Origin of the sequence: Streptomyces sp. NPDC001530 (assembly GCF_042894545.1) — a bacterium.
Classification (GTDB): Bacteria; Actinomycetota; Actinomycetes; order Streptomycetales; family Streptomycetaceae; genus Streptomyces.
The window spans coordinates 83,944-98,310 of sequence record NZ_JBIAVS010000024.1 but is presented as its reverse complement, the minus strand read 5'-3'; the positions used below and the strand labels follow the sequence as shown (position 1 = coordinate 98,310).

13 protein-coding genes are annotated in these 14,367 nt (G+C 71.9%); 7 read left to right on the top strand and 6 right to left on the bottom strand.

The annotated features are described in order from the left end of the window. Positions 1 to 3 precede the first annotated feature (3 nt). From ACFY0T_RS39565 to ACFY0T_RS39555, 3 genes are all read left to right on the top strand, one after another. A complete protein-coding gene (locus ACFY0T_RS39565) occupies positions 4 to 471 on the top strand; it encodes a MarR family winged helix-turn-helix transcriptional regulator (protein WP_388882428.1) in 468 nt (155 codons plus the stop codon). Positions 472 to 745: 274 nt separating this feature from the next. After that, entirely contained in the window at positions 746 to 1,192 is a 447-nt protein-coding gene (locus ACFY0T_RS39560) for an organic hydroperoxide resistance protein (RefSeq protein WP_388882425.1), read from the top strand. A gap of 66 nt (positions 1,193 to 1,258) precedes the next feature. Next, positions 1,259 to 2,422 (top strand): serine hydrolase domain-containing protein, encoded by a 1,164-nt coding sequence (locus tag ACFY0T_RS39555; protein ID WP_388882422.1) that lies wholly within the window; start codon positions 1,259 to 1,261, stop codon positions 2,420 to 2,422. Between the two features lie 289 nt (positions 2,423 to 2,711). Here the strand turns inward: ACFY0T_RS39555 and ACFY0T_RS39550 are convergent, their stop codons facing one another. From ACFY0T_RS39550 to ACFY0T_RS39525, 6 genes are all read right to left on the bottom strand, one after another. Next, positions 2,712 to 3,557: an EamA family transporter gene (locus tag ACFY0T_RS39550; RefSeq protein ID WP_388882419.1), complete on the bottom strand. Its 846-nt coding sequence runs from the start codon at positions 3,555 to 3,557 to the stop codon at positions 2,712 to 2,714. Then, complete coding sequence (locus ACFY0T_RS39545; protein WP_388882416.1) at positions 3,554 to 4,102, bottom strand: YbaK/EbsC family protein; 549 nt, start codon at positions 4,100 to 4,102, stop codon at positions 3,554 to 3,556. The genes ACFY0T_RS39550 and ACFY0T_RS39545 overlap by 4 nt, the downstream gene beginning before the upstream one ends. Positions 4,103 to 4,147: 45 nt before the next feature. Beyond that, positions 4,148 to 4,879 carry a DUF4253 domain-containing protein gene (locus ACFY0T_RS39540; protein WP_388882413.1) on the bottom strand — a complete coding sequence of 244 codons (732 nt, stop codon included), beginning with the start codon at positions 4,877 to 4,879 and terminating at the stop codon, positions 4,148 to 4,150. Between the two features lie 108 nt (positions 4,880 to 4,987). Further along, positions 4,988 to 6,661 carry a penicillin-binding transpeptidase domain-containing protein gene (locus ACFY0T_RS39535; protein WP_388882410.1) on the bottom strand — a complete coding sequence of 558 codons (1,674 nt, stop codon included), beginning with the start codon at positions 6,659 to 6,661 and terminating at the stop codon, positions 4,988 to 4,990. A 96-nt stretch (positions 6,662 to 6,757) separates the two neighbouring features. Then, on the bottom strand, positions 6,758 to 8,401 hold the full coding sequence (locus tag ACFY0T_RS39530; RefSeq protein ID WP_388882407.1) for a penicillin-binding transpeptidase domain-containing protein: 1,644 nt from the start codon (positions 8,399 to 8,401) through the stop codon (positions 6,758 to 6,760). Positions 8,402 to 8,517: 116 nt separating this feature from the next. Next, complete coding sequence (locus ACFY0T_RS39525; RefSeq protein WP_388882404.1) at positions 8,518 to 10,257, bottom strand: dolichyl-phosphate-mannose--protein mannosyltransferase; 1,740 nt, start codon at positions 10,255 to 10,257, stop codon at positions 8,518 to 8,520. A gap of 62 nt (positions 10,258 to 10,319) precedes the next feature. Here ACFY0T_RS39525 and rsmI point away from each other — a divergent pair, with 62 nt between their 5' ends. The 4 genes from rsmI (at position 10,320) to ACFY0T_RS39505 (ending at position 14,318) form a co-directional block, all read left to right on the top strand. After that, positions 10,320 to 11,177: a 16S rRNA (cytidine(1402)-2'-O)-methyltransferase gene (gene rsmI, locus ACFY0T_RS39520; RefSeq protein WP_388882401.1), complete on the top strand. Its 858-nt coding sequence runs from the start codon at positions 10,320 to 10,322 to the stop codon at positions 11,175 to 11,177. 197 nt (positions 11,178 to 11,374) lie between these two features. Further along, positions 11,375 to 11,785, top strand: a complete 411-nt coding sequence (locus tag ACFY0T_RS39515) for a hypothetical protein (protein ID WP_388882399.1) — start codon at positions 11,375 to 11,377, stop codon at positions 11,783 to 11,785. A 74-nt stretch (positions 11,786 to 11,859) separates the two neighbouring features. After that, positions 11,860 to 12,729, top strand: coding sequence for a TatD family hydrolase (locus tag ACFY0T_RS39510; RefSeq protein WP_388882396.1), 870 nt, complete (start codon positions 11,860 to 11,862; stop codon positions 12,727 to 12,729). 191 nt (positions 12,730 to 12,920) lie between these two features. Continuing rightward, complete coding sequence (locus ACFY0T_RS39505) at positions 12,921 to 14,318, top strand: ubiquitin-like domain-containing protein (RefSeq protein WP_388882393.1); 1,398 nt, start codon at positions 12,921 to 12,923, stop codon at positions 14,316 to 14,318. Positions 14,319 to 14,367: the final 49 nt, after the last annotated feature.

The following is a 14,367-nucleotide window of genomic DNA, read 5'->3' as shown; positions in this document are numbered from 1 at the left end:
CGCGTGACGAACGAGGACATCAAGAGCCCGGGCTCGCTGCTGCTCGACGACCAGCTGTGCTTCGCGCTGTACGCCGCCCAGCGCGCCGTGACCGCCGCGTACCGCCCGCTGCTGGAGGAGCTCGGTCTCACCTATCCGCAGTACCTCGTCCTGCTGGTCCTCTGGGAGCGCGGCGAGACCACGGTCAAGGAGCTGACGGCCGCGCTGCACCTCGACTACGGCACGGTGTCGCCGCTGCTCAAACGGCTGGAGTCGGCGGGGCTCGTGCGCCGTGAGCGCTCGGCGCACGACGAACGCTCCGTGCTCGTGGCGGTCACCGGGCGCGGGGAGGAACTGCGGGAGCGCGCGCAGGAAGTACCGCAGGCGCTGCTGACGGCGACCGGGGTGAGCGGGGCCGAGGTCGCGCGCCTGCGGGAGGAGCTGTGGCGCTTGGCGGAGCGTGCGGAGGGGGCGGCTGCGCGGGGTCGGTGAAGTGCGCCGGAGGGGGCGGCGGCGCGGGCCGCTGAAGTGGGCCGGACGGGCGGGCGGCGCGCGCCGCTGATGTGCGCCGGGCGTCGGTGCGCGGACCGGGCCTGCGGCACCGCGATCATCGCCCCGGCCGCCCGCCTGGGGTTACCCAGGGTTTCTACCCCCTGGTAACACAGAATTCCGTACCGGCCGGTACCTTGTGCACGATGTACTTGCACACATCTGTGTCGTCTGCCGCTTTACCTGCCGTGTTGTACGCCCTGGGGGAGGTCCTGTCGTGATCGATGGCGCCGCTGTCGACACCCGTCCGACGAAGATCATGTACGTCGCCGAAGCCACCGCGCACGGCGGCCGGGACGGCTACGTCACCAGCCAGGACGGTCAGCTCGAACTGAGGGTCGCGATGCCGCCCGCGCTCGGCGGCGACGGAAACGGCACGAACCCGGAGCAGTTGTTCGCCGCCGGCTACAGCGCCTGCTTCCACAACGCGCTGGTGCTGGTGGGCCGCCGCGCCGGGTACGACCTCACCGGCTCCACCGTCGCCGCGAAGGTCGGCATCGGCCCGAACAAGCAGCGCGGTTACGGCCTCGCGGTCGCCCTGAGCGTCTCGCTCCCCGTCGTCGACCAGGACCTGGCCGCCAAGCTCGTGGACGCGGCCCACGAGGTCTGCCCGTACTCGAACGCCACCCGAGGCAACATCGAGGTCACGATCCTGCTGGGCTAGGAATCCAGGCCTGTACGTGTGTGTTGCACTCACCGTGGCACAGGTGAGGCGACAAGGAGCGCGGGCGTGGACGTGAACGGCACAGTGGCCGAGGGCTTCGAGCCGGTCAGGGAAGCGTTCGTACGCAACTTCGAGGTGCTCGGGGACCTGGGCGCCGCCGCCACCGTGTACCGCGACGGGCACAAGGTCGTCGACCTGTGGGGCGGCACGCGGGACGTCGACGGCACCGAGCCCTGGCAGCACGGCACCGCGCAGATCGTGCGCTCGGCGACGAAGGGCGTGGCCGCCGCCGTACTGCTGCTGCTCGCCCAGCGCGGGGAACTCGATCTGGACGCTCCGGTCGGCCAGTACTGGCCCGAGTACAAGGCGGCGGGGAAGGAACGCACCCTCGTCCGGCACGTGCTCGCGCACCGGGCCGGGGTGCCCGTCCTCGACCGTCCGCTCACCCCGGCCGAGGCGGCGGATCCCGACCTCGCGGCCGCGGCGGTGGCCGCGCAGGCGCCGGTGTGGGAGCCGGGGGCCGACCACGGGTACCACGCGCAGACGTACAGCTGGCTGACCGGCGAGCTGGTCCGGCGGGTGACCGGGCGCTCGATCGGCGCGTGGATCGCGGACGAGATCGCGGCGCCGCTGGGGCTGGATCTGTGGGTCGGGCTGCCGGAGGCGGAGGCGGGGCGTGTCGGGCGGGTCGCGCAGGTCGAGGCCCCGTCGGCGCCGGGTGGCCTGAAGACCCGCCCGAAGCGGACGGTCTCCGAGGCGTACGCGGATCCGTCCTCGCTCACCCGCCGTGCCTTCGCCGCGATCACGCCGATGCCGGACGAGAACGACCCGGCGTACCGGGCGGCGGTCCTGCCCGCCTCCAACGGCATCGCTACGGCCGAGGGGCTGGCCCGCTTCTACGCGGCGCTGATCGGGGAAGTGGACGGCGGCGTACGGCTGTTCACGCCGGAGACCGTCGGGGCGGCCCGCGCGGAACAGTCCGCGGGGCCCGACCGCGTCCTCGTCGTCAACACTCGCTTCGGCCTCGGCTACATGCTCCACGGCACCGCCTCGCCCCTGCTCTCCCTGGGCTCCTTCGGGCACCCCGGCCGCGGCGGCGCCCTCGGCTTCGCCGACCCCGACACGGGCATCGCCTTCGGCTACGTCACGAACGCCTTCCGCAAGAGCGTGACGGCGGACGCCCGGGCCCAGGCGTTGGTGCGGGCGGTTCGGGTGGCTGTCGGGGGCTGAGCCGGCACCGGGGTCGGCGTCGAGGGTGGGCGGCGCAATCCGGCGCTAACGGGGTGCCTCCCCCAAGCTCTTCGAGCAGGGGGTACCCCCAGTGCCCACCCGTGCCGCCCCAGCGGCACGATTGCCCACAGCTAGGAGGGCCGGGAGGGCGCCCGGAGCGCCGGGTGCCGTCGCAACTGTCCCAGCTGTGGGCAGGCGTGCCGCTAGGGGCGGCACGGGTGGGCACAGCGGCACCCTGCGAGTGCCGGTAAGCGCACCCCCGACAGCGACCCCGACCCCGGGGCGGTGGTCAGCCCGCGTGCAGCATCAGGCCGATGCCCAGGACCAGCAGGCCCGCTGCCGCGATGCGGGGTGCGCCGAAGCGTTCCTTGAAGAAGATCGCGCCGATGGCGGCGCCGACGATGATCGAGGACTCGCGGAGGGCGGCGATCGGCGCGAGCTCCGCACGGGTCTGGGCCCAGAGGACCAGCCCGTACGCCGCGACGGAAAGCGCCGCGCCGAGCAAGCCGACGGCGGCGAACGGCCGCAGCACGGAGACCAGTTCACCGCGCCAGCGGTACACCGCGTACGCCGGGATCACGACGCCCTCGACCGCCATCAGCCAGGCGATGTACCCGAGAGAGGACCCGGACGCGCGCACGCCCAGACCGTCGACGACGGTGTACGCGGCGATCGACAGGCCGGTGGCCAACGCGGCGCCGATCGCCGCCCAGTTGGGGCGACGCCCGCGCAGCCCCCACAGAGCGACGCCGGTGAGCCCCGCGCAGGACAGCGCGATCCCGGACGCCGCCCACCCGTCGGGCACCTCATGCGCGAAGACCGCCGCCAGCGCCGTCACGACCAGCGGAGCGCTCCCGCGCGCGATCGGGTACGCCTGCCCGAAGTCGCCGAGCCGGAACGACCGCATCAGCAGCACGTAGTAGGCGACGTGGATCACGGCCGACGCGATGAGGTACGGCCACGCCCCGGCCGCCGGGAACGCCACGAACGGCACCATGACGAGGCCGATCAGCATGCCGCCGCCCGCGATCAGCGTGAAGCCGACCAGCTTGTCGCTGATGCGGTGCGCGAGCGCGTTCCAGCTGGCATGGGTGACCGCGGCGAGCAGCACCGCCGCGGTGACGACCGGCGTCACGCGGTCGGCTCGTGCACGTCCACCGGCTCGCGCACGTCCACCAGCGTGCCGCCGGCGTGGGCGATGAGGCTCTTCGGGTCCATCGGGAAGACGGTGTACGGCGTGCCCGCCGCGGCCCACACCGTGTCGTGGTCGAGCAGCGAACGGTCCGCCAGGACACGGGTCTTCGTACGGTGCCCGAAGGGCGGCACCCCGCCGATCGCGTACCCCGTCGTCTCCCGCACCACGTCCGCCTTCGCCCGCGTCACCTTCTCGACGCCCAGCTCCCGCCGTACGAGCTCCACATCGACCCGTGACGCGCCGTCCATGAGCACGAGCACCGGAACGCCGTCCGCCGCGAAGATCAGCGACTTGCAGATCTGGCTCAGCTCGCAGCCGATCGCGGCGGCGGCCTCGGCGGCGGTGCGGGTCGCGTCCGGGAAGCGGCGGATGCGCCCGTTCACCTCGTCGAGCCCCAACTCCCGCAGGGCCTCGGCGAAACGGGGGTGGGCGGCGTTCTGCGCGGAGGAGTGCTCCTCGGCGGCGTTCTCATCGGTGGCGGTCATGAACGGCACGCTAGCGGTCGGTGTACGGGGCACGCGACCGAGTTCCTAGTCCCACCAGAAGCGCCACAGCGGGGCGTCGACGAGGGACTGCGCGTACTGGGGGAAGGGGGTCGGCGGGTCGTCGACGAGGTTGTCGGCCGTGGTCAGGAGGTGTTCCAGCGCGATGCGGTGGGCCTCTGCCTCGGTGCGCGGCGGGCTCGCGACGGAGACGTACAGCGTCGACCCGACGGCGGCGAGGACGCGGGCCCCGAAGCGGTCCTCCCAACTGCGCAACAGGGCGCAGAGCAGGGGAAGGGGCGCCTCCGCCTGCCAGTTGACGACGACCGGTATGTCGGCGCTGCGCCGGGCGGCGACGAGGGCGAGACGGCCGTCCCACAGCTCGTACGGCCACTCGTCCACCAGCAGGGCGAATGCCGACCGCGCCGCCTCGTCCGGGTCGGCGCCCGAGGAGGCGAGCGTGCCGGGAGCCAGTCCGGGCCAGTGGTCGAACGGCGGCGCGGGCTCGTCCCAGCCGAGCCTGCGCCGCCGGTACGCACCCCAGCCCCTCTCCAGCTCGCCCTCGAGGTCGAAGACGTCCACGGCGGCGAGGTCGGGCGCCTCGGGACGGCGATTCGGAGAGCAGAGCACCGGCAGCAGACCGGTGTCGCCCTGCTGCCGCTGGTAACGCGTCCACTCGGCCAACGGGTCCGACGGAGGCTCGTCGGACTGCCACTGGACGGGGGAACCGTCGGGCAAGAGGCGCCCGGCAGGCAGCCCTTCGGGAAGCGAGAACGTCATACGCGGAGCGTAGAGGCCCCCACTGACACGACACCCGAGCCGGACCCCGCCCTCAACTCCCCCTCCGCGGCGGGGAGGCGAGCTGCCGGGGGCCGGAAAGCCCCGTGCCTAGCTGCCCGCCTTCAGCAGCGCCGCCACGATCGGCCCCGCCGTGTCGCCCCCGTGCCCGCCCTGCTGCACGACGCCCGCCGCAGCCAGGTCGCCCTTCCACGCCGTGAACCAGCCGTTCGGCTTGTCCTGGCCGTCGACCTCGGCGGAGCCGGTCTTGGCGCCGTAGTTCGGGCCGAGGCCGGACATCGCCTCGGCGGCCGTGCCGTACGCCGCCGTGTACTGCATGACTTCGCGGAGCTGGGAGAGCGTGGACGCGGACATGGTGCGGGACGCGGTGGCCAGCGTGCGGTGGTCGACCGTCGGGGACACCAGGTAGGGCTGGTGGAAGGTGCCCGCCTGGACCGTCGCGGCGACCGACGCCATGTTCAGCGGGTTCATACGGACGCCGCCCTGGCCCATCAGCGAGGCCGCCATCTGCGCGGCGCTCTGCACCGGCACCGAGCCGTCGAAGGAGGGGACGCCGATGGCCCAGTTGTTCATGCCCAGCCCGAAGACCTGCTGGGCCTGCTTGGTCAGGTCGTCGTTCTCCAGCTTCTTCGCCTGGGTGATGAAGGCGGTGTTGCAGGAGCGCGCGAAGCTCGCCTTGAACGTGCCGTTCTTGATCTCGAAGTCGTCGTCGTTGTGGAACTTCCAGCCGCCGTACGTCGCCGTCTTGGGGCACGGGTGCTTCTCGTCGGCCGAGGCCAGGCCCTTGTCGAAGAGCAGCGACGCAGTGATGACCTTCATCGTGGAGCCGGGGGCGAGGGAGCCCTGGAAGGCGGTGTTGAAGCCGTGGCTGGAGTTGGCGACCGCGAGGATCTCGCCCGTCGAGGGGCGCAGCACGACCACGGACGCCTTCGCCTTGGCGGCCACTCGCCGCTCGGCGTCGGCCTGCAGGGTCGGGCTGAGCGTCGTGTGCACGGTCCCCGGCGTGCCCTTGCTGAGCGTCAGCAGGGTCTTGTCGGGGGTCTTCTGGGCGCCCTTCTTCGCGGCCTTGCGCACCACGCGCAGCTCGATGCCCGCTTTGCCGCCGGCCGTCTTGCCGTACTTCTCGCGCAGCCCGTCGAGAACCGTGCCCAGGGACGGGTACGTGGCGGTGGTCAGCTCCCCGCCGTCCCGGTCGAGGGCCGTGACCGGGGGTGTGCCCGAATCGCCGGTGACCAGCCGGTCGCCGTCCTGGAGGTCCGGGTGGACGACGGACGGCTTCCAGCCGACCAGCGGTACGCCGTCCTTGGCGCGTCGTACGACCGTCAGCTTCGACTCGTACGCGAGCGGCTTGCTCTTGCCCTTGTAGGTGACGGTGGCCTTGACGGAGAACGGGACCAAGGCGCCCGAGCGCTCGCCGCTCGTCAGGGTCACGCCGGTGATGTGCGCGTCCTTGCCGTAGCCGGTCAGCACGGTCGTGGCGGCGGCCGAGTCGTCCGTGGCGGCGGCCGCCTTCGCGACGTCGCCGCTCTGCCAGGCGGTGAGGAACGCGGCCGCCGTCGTGCGCACTTCGCTCGCCGACAACGGGCCCGTCTTCACGGCCTTGTGATCGGCCGTCGCCGACGTCCGGCCCTCGGCCGCCGCACCGCTGCCGTAGAGGCTGTAGGCGCCGAACGCCCCGCCGGCGACGACCACGGCGATCATCCCGCCGAGCATGGCGGGTTGCTTCGTCTTCCGCCGCTCGGCGACGCGCCTTCTCTTGCCCACAGCTACTAGTCCTCCGCTGGATCCCCTGCCGCCCCCGTGGCCTCACGCTCCTCAACGAGAGCACCACCCTAGAGTCCCGCCCTGTGAGGGGTGACTTCAGCCACCAGTTCGTAGCACATTTGCGACGATCGGACCGGCGGCGTCCCCTCCGTGGCCGCCCTCCTGGGTCATCGCGGCGGCCGCGATGTCATTGCGGTAGCCGGTGAACCAGCTGTTGGACTTGGACTGGCCGTCGACCTCGGCGGAGCCGGTCTTGGCGCCGATGTCACCGCCGAGCCCGGCCATGACGCGCGCGGCGGTGCCGCTCGTCGCGGTCAGCCGCATCATCTGCTTGAGCTGCGCGGCGGTGTTCGCCGGCAGGCCCTTGGCCTGCGCCGGCACGCGGTCGTCGAGCTTCAGCGGCACGATGACCGGCTGACGGAACGTGCCGGTGATGGCGGTCGCCGTCACCGAGGCCATGTTCAACGGGCTCATCTGGACCTGGCCCTGGCCGATCGCGTTGGCCGCGCGGTCCGAGCCGCCGGAGGCCGGGACGCTGCCGTCGAAGGACGGAATACCGGTCTTCCAGTTGTCCTGGCCGAGGCCGAACCGCGTCTGTGCCTCGGTGGTCAGCGACTCGTCCGTGAGCGGCGTGCTGTCGGTGCCGTCGATGAGCTTCACGAAGGCCGTGTTGCAGGACCGCATGAAGCTGTTGGCGAGGCTGGCGTTCTCGTTGGGCGTCATGCCCGTGAGGTTGTGGAAGGTCTGGCTCTGCCAGGTGGCGGTGGGCGGACAGGGCGCCGGGCCGTTCATCGTGGTCACGCCGTTGTCGATGAACATCGCCGCGGTGATGATCTTCATCGTGGAGCCGGGCGCGACCTTGCCGAGGAACGCCGCGTTGAACCCGTCCTCCCGGTGGTTGGCGACCGCCAGCACCTCACCGGTGCTCGGCTTCACCGCCACCACGGACGACTCGGAGTACTGCGCGACCGCCTTCTCGGCGGCGGCCTGCGCGCTCGCGCTGAGCGTCGTACGGACCTTGCCCGGCTGCCCCTTGGCGAGGGTCACCAGGGTCGTGTCGCCGGTCTCCTCGCTCCCGTGCCGGATCGCCAGCTCGACCCCGGGCGTGCCGCCCGCCGTGTCGCCGTACTTGTCGCGCAGCGCGTCCAGAATCGGCCCCAGGGACGGGTACTTCTCCTTCGTCAGGACGGCGTCGTCGCGGTCCACCGCCTCGATCGCCGGACTCGCCGACTCGCCCGTGACGAGCGTGTCGCCCTCCTTGAGGTCCGGATGGACGACGGACGGCTTCCAGCCGACCAGCGCCTTCCCGGTGGTCTTCCCGCGCACGACGGTCAGTTCGGAGTCGTACGAGAAGGGCTTGCTCTTCCCGTCGTACGACACCGTCGCCTTCACCGAGAACGGCACGGTCGCCCCGGACGGCGTGCCCGGCGTGATCTTCACGTCGGTGAGGTGCGCGGCGGTGCGGTAACCCGCCAGCAGTTCTTGCGCGTTCGTCGCGTAGTTGGTGTACGCCGCCGCCTTGGCCGCGTCGCCCTTCTCCCAGGCCGCGAAGAACTTGTCGCTGGTCTCCTTGACCTCCGCACCGCTCGGCGGCCCGGTCTTCACCGCCGCGGGCCCGGCCGCGCCCGAGCCGCCGTCCCCACTGATCGCGGTCACCACGTTGTACGCGCCGTACCCGGCGCCCCCCACCATCACGGCGAACACCCCGCCGATGACGGCAGCCTTTGCCCCTCTGCGCATGCCGCTGTCCCCTCCCCGTGGACCCTCCCCCGAACTTCTGAACGCGTTCAGAAAAGCTGGTCTACGGGAACTGTATGCGGGAGCTGTGACTCAAGGGGCGGACGTTCTCCGAATCGTTAGACCCAAGTATCGAGCCACATCCGTGAACGCCATTCATCGATGGGGATCGCGGTGCCGGTGTACAGGGGCCAGAAATAGATGAAGTTCCAGGCGATCAGCAGGACCAGGACGCCCGCGCCCGCCGCGCCGATGACGCGGCGGCGTTCGGTGGAGCCGGGTGGGCCGAGGATGGCGCCGATCATCATGGCGACGGCCAGGCAGAGGAACGGCACGAAGACGACGGCGTAGAAGAAGAAGATCGTGCGCTCCTGGTACATGAACCAGGGGAGGTAGCCGGCCGCGATGCCGCAGGCGATGGCGCCCGCGCGCCAGTCGCGGCGGAACGCCCAGCGCCACAGCACGTAGAGGATCGCGAAGCAGGCCGCCCACCACAGCAGGGGGGTGCCGAGCGCCAGCACCTCGCGGGCGCACTTGTCGCCCGCGTCGGCGGGGCAGCCGTCCTTGCCGGGCAGCGGGGACTCGTAGAAGTACGAGACCGGACGGCCCAGGACGATCCAGCTCCACGGGTTCGACTGGTAGGTGTGCGGGGACGAGAGGCCGACGTGGAACTCGTACACCTCGTGCTCGTAGTGCCACAGGCTGCGCAGCCAGTCGGGAAGGAAGGCCCAGCTGCCGCCCTTCCCGTCCGTCACCGCCCAGTTGCGGAAGTAGCCGCCCTTGCCGTTGTCGGGGGAGAGGATCCAGCCGATCCAGGAGGTGAGGTACACGGCCAGCGCGACCGGGACCGTCGCCAGGAACGTGATGCCCGTGTCGTGCTTGAGGGCCGCCTGGTACGGGTGACGGGCGCCCGCGACCCGGCGCGAGGCCGCGTCCCACAGGACCGCCATCACACAGAACGCGGCGAGGATGTAGAGGCCGTTCCACTTGGTGCCGATGGCCAGGCCCAGCATCAGACCGGCCATCCAGCGCCAGGGGCGCCAGCCGAGGCGAGTCGTCTCGGCGGTGTGCGCGTCGGGGCGTACGTCTCCGTCCGCGTCGGCGGGCAGCGCCGCCGCCAGCCTGGCGCGCGCCTTGTCGCGGTCGACGACCAGGCAGCCGAACGCCGCGAGCACGAAGAACATCAGCACGCCGTCGAGCAGCGAGGTGCGGCTCATCACGAAGTGCAGGCCGTCCACCGCCATCAGCGCGCCCGCGAGACAGCCGAGGAACGTCGAGCGGAACAGCCGGCGCCCGATCCGGCACAGCAGCAGCACCGACAGCGTGCCGAGCAGCGCCGTCATGAAACGCCAGCCGAAGGGGTTGAACCCGAACATCCACTCGCCGAGCCCGATGACGTACTTGCCGACCGGCGGATGCACGACATAGGCGGCGTCGGACGGGATCGTCACATGGCCGTTGCCCTGCAGGATCAGGTCGTTGGCGTCCTTGGCCCAGTTGACCTCGTACCCGCGGTGGATGAGCGCCCAGGCGTCCTTGGCGTAATACGTCTCGTCGAATATCACCGCCTTCGGGTTGCCCAGGTTCCAGAACCGCAGCACCCCGGCGAGCAGCGTCACCAGAAGCGGGCCGATCCAGCCCGACCAGCGCGTGACGCGCTCGGCGACCTCGTGGCGCAGCCCGATCGTGGCCCAGATGCGCGGGCTGGGCTCGGCGTACGGCGGCACGAGCCGGTCGCGGACATCGCTTCTGGGCGGCGCCGTGTATCCGAAGCGGCGCAGCCGCTGCTGCCACGACGGCCGCTGCTCTTCGGCGGCCTGGCCCTGCCGGGTGTCCGTGGAGGACGCGGTACTGGTCACCGCGCCATCGTAGGGAACACGTCTGTGGGAGTCCCGTGCCTGGGCCCTGCGAGGATGGAAACGTGACAGGAACCCTTGTTTTGGCAGGCACCCCCATCGGTGACGTGGCCGATGCTCCGCCCCGGCTCGCCCAGGAGCTCGAGCGCGCGGACGTCGTCGCCGCCGAGGACACCCGGCGGCTGCGGCGCCTCACCCAGGCGCTGGGCGTGCAGCCCGCCGGGCGCGTGGTGTCGTACTTCGAGGGCAACGAAGCCGCCCGTACGCCGGAGCTGGTCGAGGCGCTGGCCGGCGGGGCGCGGGTGCTGCTGGTGACCGACGCCGGGATGCCGTCCGTCTCGGACCCCGGATACCGGCTGGTCGCGGCCGCCGTCGAGAAGGACATCAAGGTCACCGCCGTACCCGGCCCGTCCGCCGTGCTCACCGCGCTCGCGCTGTCCGGGCTGCCCGTCGACCGCTTCTGCTTCGAGGGCTTCCTCCCCAGGAAGGCGGGCGAACGCCTTTCGCGCCTGCGCGAGGTCGAGGGCGAGCGCCGCACGCTGGTCTACTTCGAGGCGCCCCACCGGCTCGACGACACCCTCGCCGCGATGGCAGAGGTCTTCGGGACCGAGCGCCGCGCCGCCGTCTGCCGCGAGCTGACGAAGACGTACGAGGAGGTCAAGCGCGGCCCGCTGGGCGAGCTGGCCGTCTGGGCCGCCGAGGGCGTACGCGGCGAGATCACCGTCGTCGTCGAGGGCGCCGCCGAGAAGGGCGCCGAGGAACTGGACGCCGCCGAGCTGGTGCGCAGGGTGCGGGTGCGCGAGGAGGCGGGGGAGCGGCGCAAGGAGGCGATCGCGGCCGTCGCCGCCGAGGCGGGAATTCCCAAGCGCGACGTCTTCGATGCGGTCGTCGCGGCAAAGAACGCCGCACGAAGCGCCCCATAGAAGGGCAAAGGACTGCGGTGAAAGGCAAAGCCCGGGCCGGGTAACGGGACCTTCCGACAAGGAAAGGCCAAATTGACTCCAATAGTCGACAGGCCAGATGCGTTCGCGCCGGGAGAAGCGTCCACTGGTTGAAGGGACGTACCCGTCCCTCGCCCCCGTTCGCGGGGGCGCTTGTCCAGCGGACAACTGGAGCTGGCATGAGTGAGAGCGCAGGGCAGACCGGCCACCGCGGTGCGGCGACTGCCGTTGTCAACGAGTCGTATTCCTTCGCCTGCATGCGCTGCGGGCAGGGCTGGGAGCAGTCCTACGAGATAGAGCACCACCTCGACGCCGAGGGCAACGAGTTCGTCATGTACGTGGCCGACGGCCGTGTCGTGCCGTCGCCGCTGAGCCGCCCGACCTGCCAGAACTGCGAAAGTCATGTGGTGCGCATCATGCGTCCGGGGCAGGTGTCCTCGGCGCGGAACTCCCTGCAGCGGCCGGTGTCCGCGCGGCGGCCCGAGCGCCCGGCGGACGCGCCCGAGACGGCGCCCGAGGCGCCCCGGGAGCACCACCACTGGCACCTCTCCGATCTGCTGCACCCCTTTCACCACCGCAAGGCGGGCTGATCCGCCCGGTGGCGGTGTGGCCTCCCGGCTCCCCGCGTGGTGAGGTCGGGCATGCCCCTTCGTAGGATCGGGGCATGCCTCCCACCGTCGAAGCCCCGCCGCTGCCGGACCCCCTCCGGGTGCCCGTCGCCGACTCGCACACCCACCTCGACATGCAGTCCGGCACGGTCGAGGAGGGCCTCGCCCAGGCCGCGTCGGTCGGGGTGACGACGGTCGTGCAGGTCGGCTGCGACGTGAACGGCTCGCGGTGGGCCGCGCAGACCGCCTTGGATTACGACGCCGTCCACGCGACGGTCGCGCTGCACCCGAACGAAGCGCCCCGCATCGTCCACGGAGACCCCGATGGCTGGTCCCGGCAGGGCGCGCGGCAGCCGGGCGGAGACGCCGCGCTGGACGAGGCGCTCGCGGAGATCGACCGCCTCGCCGCCCTCCCCCAGGTCAAGGGCGTCGGCGAGACCGGGCTCGACTACTTCCGTACGGGACCCGAAGGCAAGGCCGCACAGGAGCGGTCCTTCCGCGCCCACATCGAGATCGCCAAACGGCACGGCAAGGCGCTGGTCATCCACGACCGCGACGCCCACACCGACGTGCTGCGCATCCTCAAGGAGGAGGGCGCCCCCGAGCGGACCGTCTTCCACTGCTACTCCGGCGACGCCGAGATGGCCGGGATCTGCGCCCGCGCCGGCTACTTCATGTCCTTCGCCGGCAACATGACCTTCAAGAACGCCCAGCCGCTGCGCGACGCACTCGCCGTCGCGCCCCTGGAACTCGTCCTCGTCGAGACCGACGCGCCCTTCCTGACACCCGCGCCGTACCGCGGACGGCCTAACGCGCCGTATCTCATTCCGATCACAGTGCGCGCGATGGCAGCTGTACGGGGCATCGACGAGGACGCGCTGGCGACCTCGATCTCCGCGAACACTGCGCGGGCGTTCGATTACTGACGGATAACGGTTCCGGGGCTTTCTCCGGGGTGACCTCGGGGGAGTGTCGCGACACAGCGTAGTCGCGCCGCTTGGGAGAGTGACGACCGCTCCGCTAGGTTCTGGTCGCCCGCCCGTCTCCCACCGCCACCCTGCATGAGCCCTTCGGGCGCACCTTCTTCTCCACCGGACCCTCCCTGGAGCGTGTCGTCGTGAGCAGCTCGCAGTACGAGACGTATGGACCGACTGGTGGCACCGGTGCCGATGGCGCCGGTGGTGGCGTCGGCGCCGATGGTGGCGCTGGTGCGACGGGGACGTCGTACGAGGGAGACGCGCCGGCGTACGGCCTGGGTTACCCGGACACGTACCGGCCCGCGTACGAGGCGGCCCGGGTGCCCGTGTCGGAGGCGCCGACCGAGCCCCTGCTGCCTCGGCAGGGGCAGGCGGACGGGGCGCCCACGCCCGGCGGGCGAGCCGCGGCCCGGCGTGCGGCCCGGCGCAAGCGCACCATCGAGTGCCCCGCACCGCTGCGGCGGCTGCTGCCGCAGGCGCTGGTGGTGGCGTTCCTGGCCGGGGGCACCTCCGCGTTCGTCGCCAGCGACAAGGCGATCGAGCTCAGCGTCGATGGGAAGCCGCGCACCCTGCACACCTTCGCGGACGACGTCACCGAGCTGCTCGCCGAGGAGGGGGTCGAGGTGGGGGCGCACGACGTCGTCGCGCCCGCGCCCGGTACGGCGCTCGCCAGCGGTGACGAGGTCGCGGTGCGCTACGGGCGGCCGATGCACCTCACCCTCGACGGGCACCGGCACAAGGTGTGGACGACGGCGCACACGGTGGACGGGGCGCTCAGACAGCTGGGAGTGCGCGCGGAGGGCGCGTACCTGTCGACGTCGCGCTCCCAGCGCATCGGGCGGAAGGGCCTCGCGCTCGATGTCCGCACCGAGCGCACGGTGACGATCATGGCGGACGGGCGGACGCGGACGATCCGTACGAACGCGGCGAGCGTCCGTGAGGCCGTCGAGGAGGCCGGGATCACCCTGCGCGGGCAGGACACCACCTCCGTCGCGCCCGGGAGCTTCCCGCGCGACGGGCAGACGGTCACCGTCCTGCGGGTCACCAGGAGCAAGGAGGTCCGCGAGGAGCCGATTCCGTTCGAGGTGCGGCGGAGTCAGGATCCCCAGCTGTTCCGGGGCACGGAGGTCGTCGAGCGCGCCGGGCAGACCGGGGCGCGACGCGTCACATACGCGCTCCGGACCGTCAACGGGGTCAGGCAGAAGCCGCGGCGGACCAAGTCCGAGGTGGTGCGGGAGCCGCGGGCGGCGCTGGTGAAGGTCGGTACGAAGCCCCGGCCGCCGTCCGTCGACGGGGTCGACCATCTGAACTGGTCCGGGCTCGCGGAGTGCGAGTCCGGGGGGCGGCCGGGGGCCGTGGACCCCTCCGGCACCTACGGCGGCCTCTACCAGTTCGACACCCGCACGTGGCACGCACTCGGCGGCTCCGGGCGCCCCCAGGACGCGTCGGCCGCGGAGCAGACCTACCGAGCGAAGAAGCTGTACGTACGCCGGGGGGCGAGCCCTTGGCCGCACTGCGGCGGCCGGTTGCGCGCGTGAGGGGTTTCTTCGCCCCCTGAAGGGGCGCGGGGAACTGCGCGACCAGCCC